General features: G+C 52.0%; 22 protein-coding genes, 2 tRNA genes and 2 pseudogenes. 14 read left to right on the forward strand and 12 right to left on the reverse strand.

What is annotated here, in order from left to right; genetic code table 11:
• From purN to ybaK, 6 genes are all read right to left on the reverse strand, one after another.
• Positions 1-597, reverse strand: coding sequence for a phosphoribosylglycinamide formyltransferase (gene purN / locus DXA70_RS08330; RefSeq protein ID WP_128118189.1), 597 nt, complete (start codon positions 595-597; stop codon positions 1-3).
• Positions 591-1,637: a phosphoribosylformylglycinamidine cyclo-ligase gene (gene purM, locus DXA70_RS08335; RefSeq protein ID WP_128118190.1), complete on the reverse strand. Its 1,047-nt coding sequence runs from the start codon at positions 1,635-1,637 to the stop codon at positions 591-593. The genes purN and purM overlap by 7 nt, the downstream gene beginning before the upstream one ends.
• 4 nt (positions 1,638-1,641) lie before the next feature.
• Positions 1,642-3,120: an amidophosphoribosyltransferase gene (gene purF / locus DXA70_RS08340; protein ID WP_128118191.1), complete on the reverse strand. Its 1,479-nt coding sequence runs from the start codon at positions 3,118-3,120 to the stop codon at positions 1,642-1,644.
• The gene (purE, locus tag DXA70_RS08345; RefSeq protein WP_022256627.1) at positions 3,120-3,620 is read right to left on the reverse strand and encodes a 5-(carboxyamino)imidazole ribonucleotide mutase; all 501 of its coding nucleotides are present in this window, start codon (positions 3,618-3,620) and stop codon (positions 3,120-3,122) included. Before purE ends, purF begins: the two co-directional genes overlap by 1 nt.
• A 76-nt stretch (positions 3,621-3,696) precedes the next feature.
• The gene (locus tag DXA70_RS15080; RefSeq protein ID WP_278320324.1) at positions 3,697-3,819 is read right to left on the reverse strand and encodes a hypothetical protein; all 123 of its coding nucleotides are present in this window, start codon (positions 3,817-3,819) and stop codon (positions 3,697-3,699) included.
• Positions 3,820-4,066: 247 nt separating this feature from the next.
• Positions 4,067-4,549: a Cys-tRNA(Pro) deacylase gene (gene ybaK / locus DXA70_RS08350; protein ID WP_128118192.1), complete on the reverse strand. Its 483-nt coding sequence runs from the start codon at positions 4,547-4,549 to the stop codon at positions 4,067-4,069.
• Positions 4,550-4,746: 197 nt separating this feature from the next.
• On the opposite strand from ybaK, the pseudogene aroF reads away from it, so the two are divergent.
• From aroF to DXA70_RS08365, 3 genes and pseudogenes are all read left to right on the forward strand, one after another.
• A pseudogene (gene aroF / locus DXA70_RS08355) lies at positions 4,747-5,759 on the forward strand (3-deoxy-7-phosphoheptulonate synthase).
• A 115-nt stretch (positions 5,760-5,874) separates the two neighbouring features.
• Positions 5,875-5,958 (forward strand) — tRNA-Leu (locus tag DXA70_RS08360).
• 184 nt (positions 5,959-6,142) lie between these two features.
• Positions 6,143-7,048, forward strand: a complete 906-nt coding sequence (locus tag DXA70_RS08365; protein ID WP_128118193.1) for a tyrosine-type recombinase/integrase — start codon at positions 6,143-6,145, stop codon at positions 7,046-7,048.
• A gap of 211 nt (positions 7,049-7,259) precedes the next feature.
• Here DXA70_RS08365 and DXA70_RS08370 read toward each other — a convergent pair whose 3' ends face one another.
• Positions 7,260-7,541: a helix-turn-helix transcriptional regulator gene (locus DXA70_RS08370; RefSeq protein ID WP_158565148.1), complete on the reverse strand. Its 282-nt coding sequence runs from the start codon at positions 7,539-7,541 to the stop codon at positions 7,260-7,262.
• Between the two features lie 149 nt (positions 7,542-7,690).
• Between DXA70_RS08370 and DXA70_RS08375 the strand changes: the two genes are divergently transcribed.
• The 3 genes from DXA70_RS08375 (at position 7,691) to DXA70_RS08385 (ending at position 10,130) form a co-directional block, all read left to right on the forward strand.
• Positions 7,691-8,257 (forward strand): zinc ribbon domain-containing protein, encoded by a 567-nt coding sequence (locus DXA70_RS08375; protein ID WP_128118195.1) that lies wholly within the window; start codon positions 7,691-7,693, stop codon positions 8,255-8,257.
• A 50-nt stretch (positions 8,258-8,307) separates the two neighbouring features.
• Positions 8,308-9,408 (forward strand): hypothetical protein, encoded by a 1,101-nt coding sequence (locus tag DXA70_RS08380; protein ID WP_128118196.1) that lies wholly within the window; start codon positions 8,308-8,310, stop codon positions 9,406-9,408.
• Between the two features lie 71 nt (positions 9,409-9,479).
• A complete protein-coding gene (locus DXA70_RS08385; RefSeq protein WP_128118197.1) occupies positions 9,480-10,130 on the forward strand; it encodes a hypothetical protein in 651 nt (216 codons plus the stop codon).
• 274 nt (positions 10,131-10,404) lie between these two features.
• On the opposite strand, the gene DXA70_RS08390 is transcribed toward DXA70_RS08385, so the two are convergent.
• On the reverse strand, positions 10,405-10,821 hold the full coding sequence (locus tag DXA70_RS08390; RefSeq protein ID WP_128118198.1) for a hypothetical protein: 417 nt from the start codon (positions 10,819-10,821) through the stop codon (positions 10,405-10,407).
• Between the two features lie 346 nt (positions 10,822-11,167).
• On the opposite strand from DXA70_RS08390, the gene DXA70_RS08395 reads away from it, so the two are divergent.
• From DXA70_RS08395 to DXA70_RS08415, 5 genes are all read left to right on the forward strand, one after another.
• Positions 11,168-11,830 carry a SprT-like domain-containing protein gene (locus tag DXA70_RS08395; RefSeq protein ID WP_128118199.1) on the forward strand — a complete coding sequence of 221 codons (663 nt, stop codon included), beginning with the start codon at positions 11,168-11,170 and terminating at the stop codon, positions 11,828-11,830.
• Positions 11,831-11,895: 65 nt separating this feature from the next.
• Complete coding sequence (locus DXA70_RS08400) at positions 11,896-12,180, forward strand: hypothetical protein (protein WP_128118200.1); 285 nt, start codon at positions 11,896-11,898, stop codon at positions 12,178-12,180.
• Between the two features lie 29 nt (positions 12,181-12,209).
• Positions 12,210-12,551 (forward strand): hypothetical protein, encoded by a 342-nt coding sequence (locus tag DXA70_RS08405; RefSeq protein ID WP_128118201.1) that lies wholly within the window; start codon positions 12,210-12,212, stop codon positions 12,549-12,551.
• Between the two features lie 129 nt (positions 12,552-12,680).
• The gene (locus DXA70_RS08410; RefSeq protein ID WP_128118202.1) at positions 12,681-13,247 is read left to right on the forward strand and encodes a recombinase family protein; all 567 of its coding nucleotides are present in this window, start codon (positions 12,681-12,683) and stop codon (positions 13,245-13,247) included.
• A 127-nt stretch (positions 13,248-13,374) separates the two neighbouring features.
• Positions 13,375-13,596, forward strand: a complete 222-nt coding sequence (locus DXA70_RS08415; RefSeq protein ID WP_128118203.1) for a hypothetical protein — start codon at positions 13,375-13,377, stop codon at positions 13,594-13,596.
• 379 nt (positions 13,597-13,975) lie between these two features.
• Here DXA70_RS08415 and DXA70_RS08420 read toward each other — a convergent pair whose 3' ends face one another.
• A complete protein-coding gene (locus DXA70_RS08420; protein ID WP_128118204.1) occupies positions 13,976-15,823 on the reverse strand; it encodes a DEAD/DEAH box helicase family protein in 1,848 nt (615 codons plus the stop codon).
• Between the two features lie 602 nt (positions 15,824-16,425).
• On the opposite strand from DXA70_RS08420, the gene DXA70_RS08425 reads away from it, so the two are divergent.
• Positions 16,426-16,504: transfer RNA gene (locus DXA70_RS08425), tRNA-Leu, on the forward strand.
• Positions 16,505-16,567: 63 nt separating this feature from the next.
• On the opposite strand, the gene DXA70_RS08430 is transcribed toward DXA70_RS08425, so the two are convergent.
• Together DXA70_RS08430 and DXA70_RS15445 are read right to left on the reverse strand one after the other, a co-directional pair.
• A complete protein-coding gene (locus DXA70_RS08430; RefSeq protein WP_347553528.1) occupies positions 16,568-17,137 on the reverse strand; it encodes a site-specific integrase in 570 nt (189 codons plus the stop codon).
• Complete coding sequence (locus DXA70_RS15445) at positions 17,092-17,391, reverse strand: phage integrase SAM-like domain-containing protein (protein WP_347553529.1); 300 nt, start codon at positions 17,389-17,391, stop codon at positions 17,092-17,094. Before DXA70_RS15445 ends, DXA70_RS08430 begins: the two co-directional genes overlap by 46 nt.
• On the opposite strand from DXA70_RS15445, the pseudogene DXA70_RS08435 reads away from it, so the two are divergent.
• A pseudogene (locus DXA70_RS08435) lies at positions 17,391-18,131 on the forward strand (relaxase); the annotation flags it as partial. The gene DXA70_RS15445 and the pseudogene DXA70_RS08435 sit on opposite strands and share 1 nt — an antisense overlap.
• A 66-nt stretch (positions 18,132-18,197) precedes the next feature.
• Here DXA70_RS08435 and DXA70_RS08440 read toward each other — a convergent pair.
• Entirely contained in the window at positions 18,198-20,078 is a 1,881-nt protein-coding gene (locus DXA70_RS08440; RefSeq protein ID WP_128118216.1) for a hypothetical protein, read from the reverse strand.
• On the opposite strand from DXA70_RS08440, the gene DXA70_RS13635 reads away from it, so the two are divergent.
• The gene (locus DXA70_RS13635) at positions 20,050-20,460 is read left to right on the forward strand and encodes a hypothetical protein (protein WP_158565149.1); all 411 of its coding nucleotides are present in this window, start codon (positions 20,050-20,052) and stop codon (positions 20,458-20,460) included. The genes DXA70_RS08440 and DXA70_RS13635 overlap by 29 nt on opposite strands.
• Positions 20,461-20,476 lie beyond the last annotated feature (16 nt).

Below are 20,476 nucleotides of genomic sequence, written 5' to 3' on the forward strand. Positions count from 1 at the left end.
TTATTCTACCTCTCCATTGCAGATCATGGCCACCGCCCTGGGCAGCAGCTTCCACTCGGCCTGCTCCATCACCCGCTTCTGCAGCACTTCCGGGGTGTCGCCGGGCAGGATGTCCACGGCTTTCTGCAGCAGGATGGGCCCGCCGTCGCACTCCTCGTTGACAAAGTGGACGGTGGCACCCGTCACCTTGCAGCCCCGGGCCAGCGCGGCCTCGTGGGGGCGCAGGCCGTACATGCCGGGCCCGCAGAACGACGGGATGAGGGCGGGGTGGACGTTCAGGATGCGGCGCGGATAGGCCGCGATGACGCTGGGGCCCAGCACGGACAGAAAGCCCGCCAGCACCACCAGGTCGATGTCGTGCTCCTTGAGCACGGCCAGCAGGGCGGCGTCAAAAGCCTCGCTGTCGGCATAGTCCTTGCGGCGGACCACAACGCCCTCCACGCCAGCCTTGGCGGCCCGCTCCAGCGCATAGACGCCGGGCTTGGAGGCCACCACCAATTTGATCTTTCCGTTGGGGTTCTCGCCCCGGGCCTCGCTGTCCAGCAGGGCCTGCAGGTTGGTGCCGCCGCCGGATACTAACACCGCGATCTTCAGCACAGTTCCACGCCCTCACCTTCTGCAATGACGCCCAGGCGGTAAGCCTCCGGCTCACCGTTTGCGTGGAGGATCTCCAGGGCCTTGTCGGCCTGCTCTGCCGGGACGGTGAGCACCATGCCCACGCCCATATTAAAGGTGTTGAACATATCGTGCTCCGAGATGCCGCCCTCTTTCTGCATCAGGTGGAAGAGGGCCGGGGTGCGGACATCCTCTTTCTTGATGCGGGCGCAGCAGCCTTTCTTCAGGCTGCGGGGGATGTTTTCATAGAAGCCGCCGCCGGTGATGTGGGAGATGCCCTTGACATCCACCTCTTCCAGCACTTTCAGCACGGGCTTGACGTAAATTTTGGTGGGGGCCAGCAGGGCCTCGCCCAGGGTCTTGCCGCCCAGCTCCGCGGGAGCGGTCTTCAGAATATCGGGGTTGCCGTCGATGTCAAAGATCTTGCGCACCAGCGAGAAGCCGTTGGAGTGGACGCCCGTGGAGGGCAGGGCCAGGATGACGTCGCCGGGCTTCATGGTGTCGTTGTTCAGGATCTTTTCTTTGTCCACAACGCCCACGGTGAAACCGGCCAGATCGTACTCCTCCTCCGGCATCATGCCCGGGTGCTCGGCGGTCTCGCCGCCCACCAGAGAGCAATCGGCCTGCACACAGCCCTCAGCCACGCCCTTGACGATCTCTGCGATCTTTTCCGGGATGTTGCGGCCGCAGGCGATGTAATCCAGGAAGACCAGCGGCTTTGCACCAGCGCAGATGACATCGTTGACGCACATGGCCACGCAGTCGATGCCGATGGTGTCGTGTTTGTCCAGGATCATGGCGATCTTCAGCTTGGTGCCCACGCCGTCGGTGCCGGAGATCAGCACCGGGTGCTGGTAGCCCGTGCAGTCCAGCTCAAACAGGCCGCCAAAACCGCCCAGACCACCGATGCAGTGCTCGTTCATGGTGCGGGCAACGTACTGTTTCATCAGCTCCACCGAGCGGTAACCAGCGGTGATATCCACACCTGCTGCTGCATAGCTTTCCGAATAGCTCTTTTCCATCTTGTTACTCTCCTAACTTTTTCTCGTCCTTGGGACGGTCGTTGAGATGACGCTCGTGAATATCGGTCGAAAGCACTTCCTTCGGCTTGACGGCGTATTCACCCGTGAAGCAGGCCGTGCAGAAACCACAGTGGGCATTGGGAGCCAGCTTGACCACATGCTCCGTGGAAAGGTAGCCCAGCGTGTCCGCCCCGATGATCTCATTGATCTGGTCCACGGTGCGACCCGTGGCCACCAGAAGCTTCTGGTCCGGGATATCCGTGCCGAAATAGCAGGGATACTTGAACGGCGGAGCCGAGACCCGGAAATGGACCTCCCTGGCCCCGGCGTCCCGCAGCAGCTTGATGATGCGGGCGGAGGTGGTGCCACGGACGATGGAGTCATCCACCAGGACCACTCGCTTGTCCTTGACCGTGCTGGACACGACGTTCAGCTTGATCCGGACGCTGTTCTCCCGCTGCTTCTGGCTGCCCTGGATAAAGGTGCGGCCAATGTATTTATTTTTGATGAAGCCGATGCCGTAGGGGATGCCGCTCTCCTCGGAGTAGCCGAGGGCGGCGTCCAGGCCGGAGTCCGGCACGCCGATGACCACATCGGCCTCCACCGGGTGCTCCTGCGCCAGGAAACGGCCTGCCTGCTTGCGGGCCTCATGGACCGACTGCCCCTCGATGATGCTGTCCGGGCGGGAGAAGTAGATGTACTCAAACACGCACATCTGGCTGTCCGGGCGGCCCACATGGTCGGTGATGCTCCGCAGCTCTCCGGTCTTGGCGTCCGCCACCACGATCTCGCCGGGTTCCACATCCCGCAAAAGGGTCGCGCCTGCGGCGTCCAGTGCACAGCTCTCGCTGGCAAAGACGTAGCCGCCGCCGGGCAGGGTACCGATGCACAGGGGCCGGTAGCCGCGGGGGTCACGCACCGCGATGAGCTTGGTGGCGGACATGATGACGAGGCTGTAAGCACCCTCCAGCACGTCCATCGTCTTGCTGATGGCCGTCTCGATGCTGCCCATCCGCAGGCGGTTGCGGGTAACGAGGTAACAGATCACTTCGGTATCCGAAGAGCCGTGGAAGATGGCGCCCTCATTCTCCAGCTGGCGGCGGAGCTCCAGCGCATTGGTCAGGTTGCCGTTGTGGCACAGGGCCATGGTGCCCCGGCCGTGGCGGACGATCATGGGCTGGGCGTTGGCCCGCACCCGGCTGCCGGAGGTGGCGTACCGGACGTGTCCGGTGGCCATGCGGGCGGTGGGCTTTGCCAGAGAGGCCAGCACCGCCGGGGTGAACACCTCGTTGACAAGGCCGAGATCCCGGTGGCCCTGGATCACACCGTCGTCGTTGACGGCGATGCCGCAGCTCTCCTGGCCGCGGTGCTGCAGCGCGTACAGGGCGGAGTAAGCGGCAGCGGCCACGTCCTCCGTCCCGGCGCGGTCATAGATGCCAAAAACGCCGCACTCTTCGTGAAGCGGATATGCAAAATCAGACATTACAGTTCCTCGATCTCTTTCTGCAGTTTTTCCTCTTTGGCGGCGATCTGTTCCGCCATGGCCGCGCGCTCGGCAGCCAGCTTGGCGGCCAGAGCATCATCGCTCAGGGCCAGGATCTCAGCGGCCAGCCAGGCGGCGTTCTTGGCACCGTTCAGGGCCACGGTCGCCACAGGGATGCCGCTGGGCATCTGCACGGTGGCCAGCAGGGCGTCCAGGCCGTCCATGGCACCGCCTTTCATCGGGATGCCGATGACGGGCAGGGTGGTGTTGGCGGCAAAGGCACCGGCCAGATGGGCGGCCATGCCGGCAGCGCAGAGGATGACGCCAAAACCATTCTCTTTTGCGCCCTTGGCAAAGGCAGCCGCCTCTGCCGGGGTGCGGTGTGCCGACAGGATGTGTGCCTCAAACGGGATGTCCAGCGCCTTGAGCTGGGCACAGGCCCCCTTGACCACCGGCCAATCGCTGTCCGAACCCATAATGACTGCAACTTTCCGAACCATCGAAATCCAACCTCTCTTTCTCTTTTCCGATCCACGGCAAACAAAAAAGGCTGTGGTACACCTGCACCACGGCCTTTTATTTCTGCATTTGTTCCAGAGCGGCGCACCCCAAGCGGGTGTTCTGGCATGAAGTTACACCGAGGCCCTGATGACCCTCACCGCACTGGCGGCCGATGGTTTTCAGCAGCATGTTTCGCATTCCGCTCGTCCTCCGCAACTTCATTGTCCCGCGCCCTGTCGCGGCGTGCTCCAGCTCCGGTTTTTGGGAGCTGGCGTTCGCCTTACACATACAGTTTACGGCAAAAAAACAGCTTTGCAAAGAGCGTTTCGGCAATTTCTCCCTTGTGTTCTCCTGCTGCCAAAAAACTTTCAAAAGTTTTGTGCAGTTTCGCCATTCTTTTTCTTTTTAAGTACGACTTATTGGAACGATAAATATTGTTAAATCTTTAGAAAATGATGTGTGCCGTTGTGGCCCGGGCTGCCTTGATGAGGTCGGCCGGGGCGCAGCACACCTGGGTACCGATCCGCCCGCCGGAAACATAGACTTTCGGCTGGGCCAGCACACTCTCATCAAACACGGTGGTGTACTGCTTTTTCATGCCCACCGGGCTGCAGCCGCCCCGGACATAGCCGGTCACCTTGTTGATATCGGCCACATGGATCATGGCCACGCTCTTCTCCCCCACGCTGCGGGCGGCGGCTTTCAGGTCCAGCTCCGCTGCCACCGGGATGACGAAGACGAAATAATTTCTGCTGGTCCCCTGGGTCACCAGTGTTTTATACACGCAGGCGGGGTCTTCCCCCATGCTGGCGGCTACGGTCACGCCGTCCACCGCCACGCCCTCCTCGTGGGCGTATTCATGGGCAGTATAGGGCACCTTGGCCCGCTCCAGAATGCGCATGGCATTGGTCTTTGTTTCTTTTCCCATAGCTCTATCACTCCTATCGTGCCCCCATTCTACCACATTTGCGGAAAAATTTCAAAAAAGCCTTGACTTCACAAAACTGAAGTGGTATGCTATGCCCATGCTCAAGATACTTCACGAAACTGAAGTTCACGATACTGATTTGCAGCAAGGGAGCCGTTCTCCCTGCCGCTTTGGGAAAATGGTAAGGAGAAAGCGCTATGATCATTGTATTAAAACAGAATGCCCCCGACGTACAGGTGCATGAGTTCTGCCGCGAGCTGGAGGGCATGGGCCTGCAGATCAACGACTCCAAGGGCAGCGACACCCATATCCTCGGCCTCATCGGCGATACCAAGGCCATTGCAGAGAGCTGGGTACTGGCCAACCCCGTGGTGGAGGCCTGCCGCCGCGTGTCCGAGCCCTACAAAAAAGCCAACCGCAAGTTTCACCCGGACGACAGTATCATTGATGTGAACGGCGTCAAGATCGGCGGCGGAAACTTTGCCGTCATCGCAGGCCCCTGCAGCATTGAGAGCGAGGAGCAGATCACCTACTGCGCCCAGCGGGTCAAGGCCGCCGGTGCTTCCCTGCTGCGGGGCGGCGCGTTCAAGCCCCGCACCTCTCCCTACTCGTTCCAGGGAATGCGGAGCGAGGGCCTGGACCTGCTCAAGCTGGCCCGCCGGGCCACGGGCGCTCCCATCGTCACCGAGATCATGAACACCGAGCACCTGCCCCTGTTCGAGAATGTGGACCTCATCCAGGTGGGTGCCCGCAACATGCAGAATTTTGAGCTGCTCAAGGCCGTGGGCCGCCAAAAAAAGCCCGTGCTGCTCAAGCGGGGCCTGGCCAACACGCTGGAAGAGTTCGTCATGAGCGCCGAGTACATCATGGCCGAGGGCAACGAGAACGTCATCCTCTGCGAGCGCGGCATCCGCACGTTTGAGACCAGTATGCGGAACACCCTGGACCTGGCCGGTGTGGTGATGCTGCACAAGATGACCCACCTGCCCGTGGTGGTGGACCCCAGCCACGCCTGCGGCCACGCCTGGATGGTGCCGGAGCTGGCAAAGGCTGCTGTAGCGGCCGGTGCCGACGGCTGATGATCGAGGTTCACAACAACCCCGCCAAGGCCAAGTGCGATGGTGCCCAGAGCCTGACCCCCGACCAGTTCGACGAGCTGATGCAGTTCATCGGCAAAGAGGTCGAGTTCTTCGGCAAGAAACTGAACTGATCGCCCCGCTCTGCCCCTCCGGCCAGTCCGCAATGCTGCCCCGCATGAAAAAGTTGAGGCGCAATACTTGATTTTGCCTCCGGAATCCGGTATAATACATCTGTTATCATACCGTGCCGGTGTGTCGGAATGGCAGACGAGGGGGACTCAAAATCCCTTGTGCGAATAACACGTGTGGGTTCGACCCCCACCACCGGCATAACGAAGCCTATGATTGTGCGTTGATTCGTGCAATCGTGGGCTTTTTTGTTTGGTCGGGATGGCCGCTGATGTGAGAATTATTCTTAGCGGACCGAGGGGGATTTTTCGGCTAAAAAGGAGGAATCTCACTCGTGCGCAAACGTACTTTACAACCCACTTCCAAGGTGCTTCCGTCCATAAAAATGGCATTTGAACAGTTTCAGAAGCAGAACCAGCTCAAGAATCTTTCTCAGGGAACCATTGATTTTTATTCATCAAAAGCACGACACTTCTTCAACTTTCTTGAGAACACTGACCAACCCATTGATTCCATCACAGAAGAGACGGTGGTAGATTATATTTTCCATCTAAAGGAGAAGCAACTCCACGATACGACCATCAACACTTATCTCCGCATGGTCCGGGCGTTTCTGTATTGGTGCATGGACAAAGGGTATTTGGAGCGCTTTCCCATCCGACTGATACGGGCAGACAATCCCATCAAAGAAACTTACACCAGCGACGAATTGGAGCGCCTGCTTGAAACGCCGGACCAGAAAACCTGCTCCTTTGCCGAGTACCGCAATTGGGTCATAGTCAACTTTCTGTTGGGAACCGGGTGCCGTGCGTCCACGCTGGTCAACCTGAAAATCGAGGATATCAACTTCTCCGATGGGACGGTGCTCTTCCGCCACATGAAGACCCGAAATCAACAAGTCGTCCCTCTTACCCGGGCGCTGACCAAAATTCTGGAAGAGTACCTAGTATATCGGGATGGTGCTCCCTCTGACCTGCTATTCGTATCGGAGTATGGCGTACAATTGACCGTCAGCGCACTGGGGAATGCAGTGTGGGCCTACAATCACAAGCGAGGCGTCGAGAAAACGTCCGTCCATCTGTTCCGGCACACCTACGCCAAGCTGTACATCCAAGCTGGCGGCGACCCGTTCCGGCTCCAAAAGCTTCTGGGCCACTCTGACCTCTCGATGACGCGGAAGTACGTTGCGCTCTATTCGGACGATCTGAAAGCCAACTACGACGCTCTGAATCCGTTGGAGCAGATGACGCACAATACCCGCCGGGACAGCAAAATCAAACTTACCAAATAAACAAAAAATCCCGGCCAATTGACCGAGATTCTTTAGGATTCATGCGACTTTTTCGACTTATCAGACCAGTAATTTCCCCGATTGAAAACATTGTGGAAAGATGTTGAAAGTTCACTTTTGTTTCCGGGGACACCTATAATCTACAACAATTCTCTGCTCTGTAATCACGGGCAGGGAATTTTTTGTTGCCTTTCAGTTCCCTTATAGAGTGTCAGCGTTTTTCTCGCAATCGGTCAGCCAACTGGGCCAGCATTGCCACGTCCTTTTCATCCAGCCCTGTGACATTGACCGTTTCCAGCCGTTCTACCCCAAGCAGATAATCCGTCGAGACGGAGAACACCTTTGCCAAATCCACCAGACAAGTCGGAGACGGCATGGAAAGCCCCTGTTCCCACGAGTTGACGCCGTTGCGCGTAATGCTCATCCGCCGGGCAAGCTCTGCCTGCGTCCAGCCCCGCGCCTCTCGCAGCGCCTTGATTCGTTCTGCGGTCATTCTCATCGCCTCCTATTGTCCAGTATAGGTAACAGTGATGATTTATCATTATCATTTTTGGCTCTATTGCTTGACATTGTGATAAAAGTGTGATAGGGTGAAGGCAACATCTGTCACAATTTTCATCAAATTTTGCAGGGAGGAATAATATGAATTGTCCAAAATGCGGTACGTCTGTTGACGGTGATGCCAAATTCTGTTCGGCTTGCGGCTCATCTCTTTCTGAAAATCAATCGTCTGAATCCACGGTTTCCGATGGCATTTCCGTCTCGTCGGTTGAGGTCGTTCCCGTTACGCCTACTCCAACGGTCAAATTAGACAAGAGGAAAATCATTCCGATTGTCGTCATTCTACTGCTTATCCTCCTTGGCGCAGGCATTTTTCTGCAAAAGAACAAAGGGCCTAATTTCAAGAAACTCTATGACGAGCACTGCCGTTCTATTTGGGCAGATGTTGGCTCTGACGGGAGTTATTTGACCATTGATACCAACCCGTTTGATGAAGACGACAATGGCCTCGCTTATGTTGACGCCTATAAGGCCGTTGAAACGATCAATCAGGAACTAGGCTGCCCGGAATCGCTTTTTGTAGAGATGGGCCATACCACTGGCAGCGATGGCAAGCAAACGGAAACGTATGAAGACCTTGGTGTTACCATCACTTGGAAATACCATCCAGACAAAGGGCTTGAAGTCACCTACAAGAAAATCAAGTAACCGAACATCCACCAATATAAAAGGAATGACTCCATGGAAAGGATTTCACCATGAAACTTCACTTTATCAAACAGCAACTCTTCCCATGCCTGCTATCGGCCTCTATTTTATTATCCTTAAGCGCCTGTTCCTCTGCCCCTGCAAATCCTGCAAATAGTGCCGCCGCTTCTGTTGCTTCTTCGGTAGCAGAGCCCCCTCTATCCGAAACCCACCCCTTTGCCTACTCTGACGCCACTTGGGAAACTACACCGACTGAAATCGAAGCCATTATGGGAAAGGCTCCTGATTCTGTTTCGTTTGCAGGAGAAGCAAAGAAAAATTATGTGTTCGAGGACGTCGAGTACGGTACCGCCAAGGGCAAGTGCTCCTATACTTTCAAGGACGACACGCTTTGCATAAGCACCTTTACAACTGAATCTTCGCAGGTTCTGACAGATGCTTCCAACGCTTTTGTTGAGAACTTAACGAAAGTTTATGGCGAGGCAACAGAAGACAAGAGTGATACAGACGAAGATGGTGCAGGTGTCTGGCTTGAGTGGACAACCGATGACATCAGTGTTTCTTACCTCTACTACATCAATCCAGACACGAAAAAGTATCAGATTGTCCTCTCCTACTCTCTCCCTGAAAACAAACTCCCGGTGATTGATGCCTCCAATCGCAATGGCGACTTCCGCACCGGCTTCTGGGGCGACGATGAAGATACTATCAACAAATATGAAACAGCGAAATTTGAGGGCCCTGCTGATGATGGTTCGGCTTTGCTGTATTCTGGAAGTGTTGCCGGAAACGATGCTTACATCGTGTATTACTTCGACCCCGCCGGGAAACTGTACCGTGGCCTTTATGGCATTACTACTACCTACAGCACCGCTTCCCTCTATATTACGTCCTATGAAACATTAAAAGACAGCCTCTCGGAGAAATACGGAAAGCCTTCTTCTGATGAGGTTAGAAAAATTTCCAGTCTCGCCAAGTATGCCGATGCTGACACAGCATTGCAGTTGGGTTATTCTGTCTACCAAACTATCTGGAACACTGAAACGACAGAGGTTTCCCTTGGAATGCTCAACGATGGTAGTGGTATCTCCATCCTGATTTCCTACACCGACCCTAACCACGAAGAGGTCAAAAACACCTCTGGCCTTTAATCCTCTTCCCGACGGCTCACTCCTGTTAAGCTTTAGTTTGTTATAAAAATGCAAAAAACGGAGGTATCATTATGAAAAAGAAAATATTGGCATTAGCGCTTGCGGTACTTTTAGCGATTATGGTTCCAATCTCTGCGTTTGCAACAGGCAGCTTTAACAAAGCTGTTTTTGATAATGCCGATGACTTAACAGTTAAAGCAGATGATATGTCAGGCATTACAAATATATACTCAACATCTCTTTCAAATGGAAAAGCTGCTATCTATGTTGATTGGTACACAACAATAACAGTTATGCCGACCATTTCGCTTTCTGATGAAGTAGATGGGTATCTTCTTGGGTTATATTATGTTGGGCAAAATTGGGCATTTATAAATAACATCATCGTAAAAATTGGCGATCACAGATATACAATTTCAGATTTTGATGTCTCGCGAAAAGTTAGAAGTGGTAGTTCTGTTCAAGAATATATCTGCCTTTTTGCCAACAGCGAAACCATTCCTATGATTCAGGACTTGATCGAACATCGGGATGAAGAAATAAAGGTGAGATTTAGTGGGTCTAACAAAAATATCGACTTCACTCTAACGGATGACATTAAAAACGGGATGATTAACCTTTATAACCTCTATGTTGCTGGAGGTGGGACTAATGAAAAAAATATTGATTTAATTACAAAATTGGATAAAACGACAGTAACAGTAGCAACGGTAAATTCGTAAAATATAAAGGCTCGATCTCAGGAAAATGAGGTCGGGCTTTTTATGTCTTTTTGAGCCGAATCATAACGAAGAAAATGCCCCTCGTATTCCTCACGAAACACTCGGGGCTATATACACCTATTACTACGTTCTTGGCTGCCCTTGTAGTGCCTAGCTGGTAGCCATCTAAAAATCCAATCTCCAATCCCGGCGGCTCACCCCCGCTGGGATTTTATTTTGCCCAGATACAATAAGAGCCCCTGCCCGTTCAAAAGGCAGAGGCTTATTTTTATGTTCAGAGCAGGGACTTGAAATATACCCCGCCATCTTTTCGGAATCGTTCTACCGTAAAACTATCAAAAATCAGTTTTTCCAAGTTGCTTCTCAGCTTATCGATCTCCTCGTCGGAAAGGTTGTAAATTGCATCATGGGCGCATTTCTTGATGGCTTCTGCCAACTGTGGGGAAACCGAGCAACTGAGCTCTTCGGTCGTTAAAGGTTCACTTTCGGGATTTTTAACCACCCCGGGGATAGGCTCGCCATCCATTTGTTTACGGACGGCCTGCAAAATATAACCTTGCGTGCTCATTCCCTCGTCCGCAGCACATTTCTTTATTCGTGCAGCTTCTTCTTTGTAGGGCTTTAGCAGAATTTGGGAATATTTTGCATCGCTCTTTTGATTGCTGATTTTTTTTGCTTCATTGTACGCCATTAGGCCCTCCATATATCGTGCCGTCTGCCAGTATATCGTGAACTTGCTCAATTCGGGCTGCTTTTACCATTAAAAAGGCAGCAAAACAGAGAAAACACGATATAGTGCTTGACGTCAGCACGGTATCGTGATAGTCTAAGTGCATCCAAACGGCCCCACTCTTTTCCAGGAGCCGTTAAACATTCACCCGTAAAACAGGAGGTCCATCCCCATGAGCCATCCCATCTTCAAACTCCCCTACCTGTAGCCATCTGGCCGCTTGGCACGAGCACCCCGCCGGGATAGAATCATTATACCATCTGTCCCTCCATTTTTCAATCTTGACGTACAAAGGAGAGAAACCACCATGAAGCAGACCGTGAAAACCAGCCGCGCCGCTGGACAGCTTGAGAAGATGTTCCGCGTGCTCAACCAGCACTATTTCGAGGGAAAGCTCCCGGAACCCATCATCAGCCTGAAGAAAACACCGTCTGCTTACGGCCACATCACCTGCGCCAAGGTCTGGCAGGCGGGAGAGGAAAGCAAGTACGAGATCAATATTTCATCGGCCACGCTGAACCGCCCCATTGAGGACACCACTGCCACCCTGCTGCATGAGATGGTGCACGAGCACTGCTTGGAGAGCGGCATCAAAGACACCTCTAATAATGGCGTCTACCACAACCGCCGCTTCAAAGAGCAGGCAGAGGCTCATGGGCTGATTGTAGAACATCACGAAAAGTACGGCTGGACCATCACAAGCCCGTCGGAAGCACTGCTGGAATTTATCATAGACCAAGGCTGGGAGGCCATCCAGATGGGCGAACGGCTGGCGTGGACCGACATGACCGGGACAGGCAACGGCAGCAAAGCACCGGGCAGCAGTGAGACAGGAGCCCCCAGACCGCCCAGAGCCAAGAGCAGCACCCGGCGGTGGATATGCCCCAAGTGCGGGACCATCATTCGCAGCACCAAGGAAGTACGGGTCATCTGCGCCGACTGCATGGAGCTGTTCACCAAGGCCGACTAAAGCAGGCCAGACAGAGAACGAGGACACGAGTGAGAGTAGTGTCAACCTTTGATAGGAGGTCCATTATGACAGATTATAAAATTCCCATCGACACCTTTGTGCGAGAAACGTTCGAGTGCAAAGCCAGCGTTTGCGCCATTTTGACGGGTGCGGCCCTGTCGTTCCAAGACGTCAAGCTCCAAATCCGCCGGGACAAGACAGAGCTCCACCTCATCGCGGGGAGCACACTGCTTTCCGTTCCGCTTGCCAGCATCTTGAGCATTGAGCGCCAGACGTTCCCGGATATCCACACCATTGAGTACGAAATCAGCACCAAAGAGGGCAACACCATCACGGTGGACGCTTTTTGAAAAGTGCACTTGTAAAAAGGAGTATTATTATGAACACAACTATTACCGCAACCGTCATTCTTACCGCCGAACAGCTCTTTCGTGTCATTAAGAGCTTTCCCCGCGTGTGGTTTGCACTCAGCAATGCAAGCCCAGCTGTATGCTATGAGTTTCCCGTTTCATCGGAAGATGTATCTCTCGACCTTGTAAACGGCGCTTCAATCATCCATACGGAAACCGATCTTGAGAAAGAGCCATCTGCCTCTATCGCCTGTGACGAATATCAATGCCAAGTGGACTTTGACGGCAACGATATTCTAAGCCTCATCGCCAAACCACTCACAGGGAGTGACGCCCCCAATATCAGCATCTCCGTTTCGCAGTACTTCTAATTTGGGGTACACCCTACTTTGTAACAGAAACACCATCTATACCTTGAAATTTAGGGTCGATTTGCGCATTATTTTTAACGATTTTGGGCAAGTCTGACCCTATTTTTCTATCAGCCTGTGAGGTACATCATGAAAGTTGCATACGTCCGCGTCAGCACCGAAGAACAGAATGAGGCTCGCCAGATCGAAGCGCTCAAGAAGCACGGCATCGAAAAGTGGTTCACCGAAAAAATCAGCGGCAAGAGTATGGACAGGCCCCAGCTCCAAGCCATGCTCGACTATGTGCGGGAGGGCGATACCGTCTATATCCACGACTTCAGCCGCCTTGCCCGCAGCACTAGGGACCTGCTTGAGATCGTGGAGCGGTTACAGTCCAAGGGGGTGCATCTGGTCAGCAACAAAGAGAACCTGGACACCGGGACGCCTACCGGGAAGCTCATGCTCACCATGATTGCCGCCATCAATGAGTTTGAGCGTCAAAACTTGCTGGACCGTCAACGGGAGGGTATCGCCATCGCCAAGCGAAACGGCATCTATAAGGGCAGGAAGAAAGTCGCCGCGCCGGATAACTTCACAGAGCTTTATGCCCGGTACGTCCGCCGGGAGATGAACAAAGGGCAGCTGGCCGAGGCGCTTCACGTCACACGCCCGACATTGGAGCGGATGATACGGGAGCACTTGGAGGTCGTCGCCTAAACTTAAAAGTGCACCTGTAAATACACATTTTGTCGAAAGAGCCGTTGAAAGTCCGATTAGTAGGATGCGAGCTTTGATAAACTTCAATCACAACAAGAATATACAATTTCAAACAGGAGGATTTACTATGAGCTGCCATCACGATTGGTACGACGATTATAAAGCATACACCAGAATGAACGCAGGCCGGACAAATCGAGGCGGTGGTGACGACTGGGGCTGCCTGCTGATGCTTCTTTCGCCCATTCTCATCATGCCCCTCTTGTACGTCTTTATAATGACTGTAGCTGCCATTGGTAGCGTTATTGGTTCCGGCATTATGAGCCTATTTGAGTTTTTGGTCAGGTGATTTGTCTATAGAAATATCATCCCAGCGTACAACAAAACCCTGCTGCTCACCATCGAGCAACAGGGCCTTTTTCATATATAGCCAGTATCAAAGCAGACATTCAGTAAACAGTGATTAAAGGGGAACTCTGCGCCTCCGCTGACGCTCCGTTGCCTCTCGCAGCTCCAACATCCATCGCTCTGCGCTGTCTGTTACAGCTGCTCGATTGCGAACATCAACCATCTTTACCGTGGCTTCCAAGTGTCCTTTCCAGCCCCGATAAAAACGCTTGATATCCGCAGTTTATAAGAATACTATCAGCAGAGAAATTGACAAGTTATTCCAGAAATGCCTATATTTTTCACACTACTATATAGTACAGTGAATTTCGTAGCCCCCCTTAGTGTTCTGATTTTGTAACCCACCAGACCGTTTTCTTTTGTCCCGCTTCAAACCGTTTCTGCCTCTTATGAAGGTCGTATCCATAATGTTGCAGCCATCCACGAGCGCGCGTAAAGCCAGGCCACGATTTCTTGGTATGTCTGTCCTCTTTGTTGTAGATATGTCCCATCTCAAAGAAGATTTTCTGCCATTCCTCACAATATCGTTCTTCGTTCAGGTGAGCATCCAGATAGTCAAGCAACGGCGGTGAGTCAAGACGCTCTACCTTTGCAAGCAGGCTTTCATCAATCTCATTCAGCAGCGCCTCTTGATAGCCATAACGCAGCATTTTTTGCAGCATAGCGCTTTCCAGCAAGGCTTGTAGATATGCACGCTTTCTCAGACAATAACGGCCCTCTCTCGGGTCAAGTACAACCGTACGGCATTTATGACTCGTATTTAGAATGTACTGTGTTTCGTCATTGTAGAGATACTCTCGCCAGGCGTCAGGGTCTTTGAATTTTCTCCGAAACTCTCCTGCTGGCCCAAGCTGATACCTTTTTACCTCTTGGAACAGACCTTTTAGCCGCTCCCTGCCATATCCCATAAAGTACACCGCGCAGGTATCGTCTGCATCCAAAGGTCGCTTTCGACCAAGTATCTGGGCATTGACGAGTGGGTTCCACAACTCACTGACGATATGCTTCAGGGCACGGTCTTTGATGTCCACACCATTATAGAGGGTTGTAGTCGTCAAAGTGATTTGGTGGAGCAAGACACCGTCCTTCAGCACATCTTCCTGCTTGTCAAATTCTTTGGCCTCTTTACGGTACTTGGAGCACAGGCAAGCCACATCAACCATGCCCTCTGCTTTTAGTCGGTCACGCAACCTGCGCAGCTTGTCTACCTTCTCTACAAAGACAAGGATTTTCTCTCCCGGCTTTACCCGGCGGATGATATCAACCTCTTCATCTCCATAGTAGAAAAACTTTACGCTCGACACAAAGCGATAGTCAACGGGTAGGCGGTAGTGCTGTCCTGCTGGAATCCGTCCAAGCCTCTCCCAGGTATCAAACAGTATCCGGGCAGTTGCGCTCATGAAGATACAGGTCTTTGTCGCAGTCAGTTCTTTAATGGCCTCGTAGCTCATATCCACATGGTCGTTGAAGCCAGTATCCGTCACCATATAGTGGTATTCGTCCGCCACAATGTAGTCAAACGTCCGCAGATAAATCTTGGCTCCCCGCTCGTTCTTCAACAGAAAAGTTTCCAGCCACTGATAGGTTTCCACCCGAATGGTGCATTCGTACTTGTTTTCGATGGTGGGTCGCTCAGCCTCTTCGCCGAGCTCATCATCATAATCCCAGTAAGAACCCTCCACACGCCCCAAGCGGCATACATCACGCTCCACCTGATTCCGTAGGGCATCACGGTTACACAAGAACAAAATGCGCTTGTGATGTTCATACGCCCACGGCAGCAGGACCTTTAGAATAAAATAGGTCTTGCCAGAGTTGGTGCCTGCGTCGAACAGAACCATGCCTTTCCAGCGCTTGAAATCTTCTCCAACCAGATCGGCTATATACTGTTTGCGGGGCAGCGATTGTTCCGTTTCCGCTCGAACTGCTTCCAGATCATTTTCTGGCACAATGGGGTCAAGCGGTGCTCCATCGTCTTTTCTCTTTTTGCGAGAAGCGTACATATCATTCAAGAGTTTCCGAATTTCGCGTTGCTTTTCGGCTTCCGTTAGCAAAGCAGGGTCAATGTGCAGCTCCTGTTCGTACTCTTTCTGCGCCTCTGCGAACTTCAGGAAAAAACCATTGAACGGCCAGTGCTTCTTCTTGTCGGTTTCTTTTGTGCGGCTCATATTCAAGCCCTCCCTTGGAATAAAATTTGCTGTAAACTTTTTGCTGTCAGGGTAATTTACAGCGGCCTGACTAGATCTCACTACTTCACAAGGGAGGATGAACCCGTTTCCGTGCACAGCCCCTTTCACTTATTGGATGGCTTTATTATACTACAAATAGTTGTTAAAATCAAGTTTTGCTACCAATCAATACTTGTTTTCGGTGCCGACAGTATCCTAGGCATCAAAAAAGGACAGCACCGCCCAGGTTTGACGATACTGCCCTCAAAATCGAAATGTTCGCTTTAACAAAAATCCAGTTGACGGAATCAAAAATCCATGATATAATACACTCAAAAATAAGAGGAATCCCCCTCGGTCGTGGCGGAAAAATCCCCCTCGGCCTCAAAAATAGGACGATTCAACGGCAATAAACTACCACCGCCGGAGGCTGGCAGACGAGGGGGACTCAAAATCCCCTTCGTGATTTTCCGTGTCTGTGCGAGAAATTCACGAGTGTACGTTTGGTTTTGAGGGTTTGTCGGAGCGAGATTTCTTACATCCCTCCTGAACATCCCTCCAATCTCCAGAAACCGGTACTAATGTCCCAAAATTGAATATAAGCCGATGTGGCGGAATGGCAGACGCAAACGACTCAAAATCGTTCGGGAAACCATGTGGGTTCGAGTCCCACCATCGGCACTTCATCATAAAACAGCTTAGGATCGAAAAATTTTAGGCTGTTTTTCTTTTTTGCCCAGTTTCTTATACTTTGGTGTTTTCTGGGAAGATATTGACGATGGCATTCGCCGAAGACACCTTACTGGAGAAATCCAGATGTGTATAAATGTTGCTTGTTGTGCTGATGTCACTGTGACCGAGCCACTCTTGGATCTCCTTCAGGCTCACGCCATTGGCATAGAGCAGACTGGCGCAGCTATGGCGCAGATCGTGAAAGCGGATACGCTTCATTTTGTGTGCGACCAGAAAATCCGGGAAATGCTGGCTCAGGAAATCGGGCCGAATCCGTTTTCCCATCGGGTCTACATAGATATAGTCAAGATAATCGTTGCAATAGCTTCTGCCGCAGACCTTCCGATTCTGCTCCTGCTCTTTCTTCATCTTTTTGAGCATCTGCTCACAGGCAGGGATCAGGGGAAGCGTCCGGCAGCTCGACTTTGTTTTTGTCTTATCTCGTGCGATCTCTGTTAGCGTTCCGTTGACCTTTGCGGTCACAACCGTATGCTGAATGCTGATTTTCTTGTTTTCAAAGTCAACGGCATCCCATTTCAAACCAACGATTTCACTGCGCCGCAGGCCGTAGAATGCAGCCATGATAACGCCAAACTCCGAAGGATCACCTTGAATAGCTGCTCCAGTTCTTCACCGTTGTAAATCTCCGACTTGAACTTTTCCTTACGAGGACGTTCAACGCGATCTGCCGGGTTGGAACGGATCATGCCGATTTGAAAAGCGTACTGCAAGCATTTGCGGATGTTGGCGTGATAGTGAATGACGGTGTTTGCCGTAAGGCCACGATCCAACTCATGCTGGTAGAAGTCTTGGATGTATTTGGGATGCTGTTCCATATGAAGTCAAACGCGGAAAGTACACCTCCGTCAAGGGCGCACGGCAGAAACGATTCATCCGGTTCCGCACTCTGGGAGCAGGGTACAGCGAGGAAGAACTGAAAGCTGTCCCTGCAGGGGAAGCGGAACATCGACCGCGGCAAAAGAGTCTGGTGCCGGAACAGAAATTTCAGATGCTGGTGGACATTCAGGCAAAGTTGGCCGAGGGAAAAGGCACGGGTTTTGCCCGCTGGGCAGAGCACCACAACTTAAAAGAAATATCCCGGACGCTGGTTTTCTTACAGGAAAATAAAATCGGCAGCATCGAGGAAATGCAGGAGCGTGTGGATGCTGCCACCGCCCGCTATCATGAACTGGGCGATTCCATCAAAGCCTCTGAGAAGCGGCTGGCAGAAATCGCGGTGCTGAAAGCGCACATCATCAACTACGCCAAAACGCGACCAGTCTATGATGCCTACCGAAAGACCGGATACAGCAAGCACTTTCTGGAAGGTCATCGTGCAGAGATCACACTGCACAAGGCGGCGAAAGCGGCGTTTGATGAAGCCAATTTGAAAACGCTCCCCAAGGTCAAGGAGTTGGACGCGGAATATTCCAAACTGCTGACAGAAAAGAAAGCACGCTACCCGGACTATCGCAAAGCGAAAGAAGAAATGCAGGAGCTTCTTCGAGCGCAGAAAAATATTGAGCTTTTCTTCGAGGAGGAAAGGAATCCAGAGCAGACCGAATATTCCAGATAAACAATACGACCCTGAGAACTTTGCCGCTTATCCGGCAGGGTTCTCAGGGCCTTTTTTGATTATTCCTCAGTCTGTACTCAGAACGGCATTTCTGGTGCTTTCAAGTTGTTTAGCGATCATGCTTTCCAGTTCCTGTGTGATCGTTGCACAGTTTGCAACACAGTAATTCCAGAAATAAGAAACACCTTCGCACTCTTCCACGGACAAATCGCTGTTGACCAAAAGCAAGCTTTCTGGTGTCACGTTCAGCTTTTCGCACAGAGAAGCATATTTTCCATAATCAATGCTTCGGCTGGATGATTTGGCTTCTACCCAGAAAAATTTTCCATTGATGGAGAACACGACATCCAGCTCATGCATGCTCCCTACGGATGCCGTTTCTGAAAGAATCACATTGGAGCAAACCGAAACTTCTGCGCCCTGCTCCTCCTGATAGCGGTTCAGGATCTGCTGAACCTGATGCTCTACAAAAAGCTCCAGCCACTTTCCGCTCAAAAAATGCCGGACGGCTTCATTTCGCGCAAGTTCATAGACGATATTCTGCGGGTAAATCACAATGGCTGCAAAAAGTCCCATTTTGTCCCACGTCTGCGCGATCTCTGAAAGTGTGGCAAACGATTTTTTGGACGTACCCTTTGGGATACGGAACGAAAAAGAGCCGTCGCTCTGCATATGTGTTCGGATAAACTGCAAGAAATCCACCGCCACCGGGTCGCAAAGAGCCTCGCCTGTTTTCCATGCCATCCGCTGAACGGCAATCGGTGGAAGTTTTTCCGGCATGACCTGCTGAACGATTTTATACCCACAGCGTTCCAGATGCTCTAATGCGTTCAAAGGCTTCTGGATCTTTGCTTTGACTTCGGGCTTTTCTGCCCCGGGTGTATTCTCGGCCAGATAGTTGAACTTCCATCCGTATTCCCAAGCAGGCGAACGGGTCAGTACTCCGACCGCATGAAATCCGCTGTCATGATCTTCCATCGGAAAAGTGATCTTGTTCTTATGAATATTGATTTGGAGCGTTTTGTTTTTTAGTGCTTTCTGATAAGCGTCAAGAAAAAATTCCTTTCCCTTATACGCCAGCTCACTGGAATTATTTGCAGAAAGACCAGCATTTTTTGCCAAAGAGAGGAGCAGACAGGTCGCTTTGGGCAGCTCAAGGATATGTTCCATCTGCGCAGCGTCCGGAATATTTGCACTATCGGACTGCGACGATTCGTCTGCCGGAATCTCCTTTGCTGGTGCAGGAGCTTCGGGTGTCGTTTCTGAAGCAACCTCAGACTTTCCGGACTTGGGCAAAGGCTTTGGCTCCGTGTAAACTTCTGCAATGAATGATTCATAGGAATCGATGCACGGGAGTTTTCCTGCCGCTGCAAGTCCCACATAAATCGCAGCCGCCCGCGAGGAATCGCCATAATATTTTTTAGAATCTGCCACGGCGGCAATATCAGAAAATGCATTATATCGGCTCAGCGGCTCCGCCTTTTCCGGGAACTGCTTCAACGCACGGCAGTAGAGCCACTCAAAGAACGAATCTGGGTACGGCTCTGTCGGATACTCGCTTCCTTCCAGAGAGTAGCGTAGTAGCTCTCCACTGGTTCGCAGCCGAGTGTCCTTATGGACTTTGGGTGGCTCACAGGTCAGAAGGTCAGCGAATGGCCCACCATGTTCAAATACCTTGGTGGCTTCAAAAACCGTGCTGATGGGCACATCCTGCGCAACAGAATCCAGACGCAGCAAAAGCCGCAGAGAAGAAACAGCCTCCCCCTCCGGCTGAACGGATGCAGAGCTGACTTCCAGAATCAAAACATCCGGGTCTGTCGTATGGGCGGCATCATGGACGGCACGGATATTCTGCCGCTTGCTGCCTTTTATCCATGTGAATGTCACCGGCTGTTCTTTGCAATAGGGGTAGCCGGATATGGGAAAACAAATGGTTCGTGTTGCCATGAACACCTCCAACTCTTTAAGACAAACAGGTTTATGCAAATTAAGTATAGCACAATCCCGGATGTGCTGCATAGCACTATTTTCTGCTTCCGGGAATCCATCTGTGCAAAAAGTGCCGATACCACAGGCATCGGCACTCAGATCAAAAAAGCATTTTGCAAAAATGTGCAGCCCGCATCCACCGGATGCAGAACACAAGGGGGTTGGGCACAGCCCAACAAGCATTTTGAATTTGGATTTTGAAAAATCCGATTCAAAAATCGCAAGTTGGTACCAAGTTGCACTGCTTGCTATCGAAACCTACCTTCAATTTCTCCCTCTACTAATACTACAATTTGAAACGGAGATTTTGGCCGAACATTCAAGAAAACACTTTTTATAAATGGGCTATTTTCTTG

It is taken from the genome of Faecalibacterium sp. OF04-11AC, assembly GCF_003460645.1.
Lineage (GTDB): Bacteria > Bacillota > Clostridia > Oscillospirales > Ruminococcaceae > Faecalibacterium > Faecalibacterium prausnitzii_I.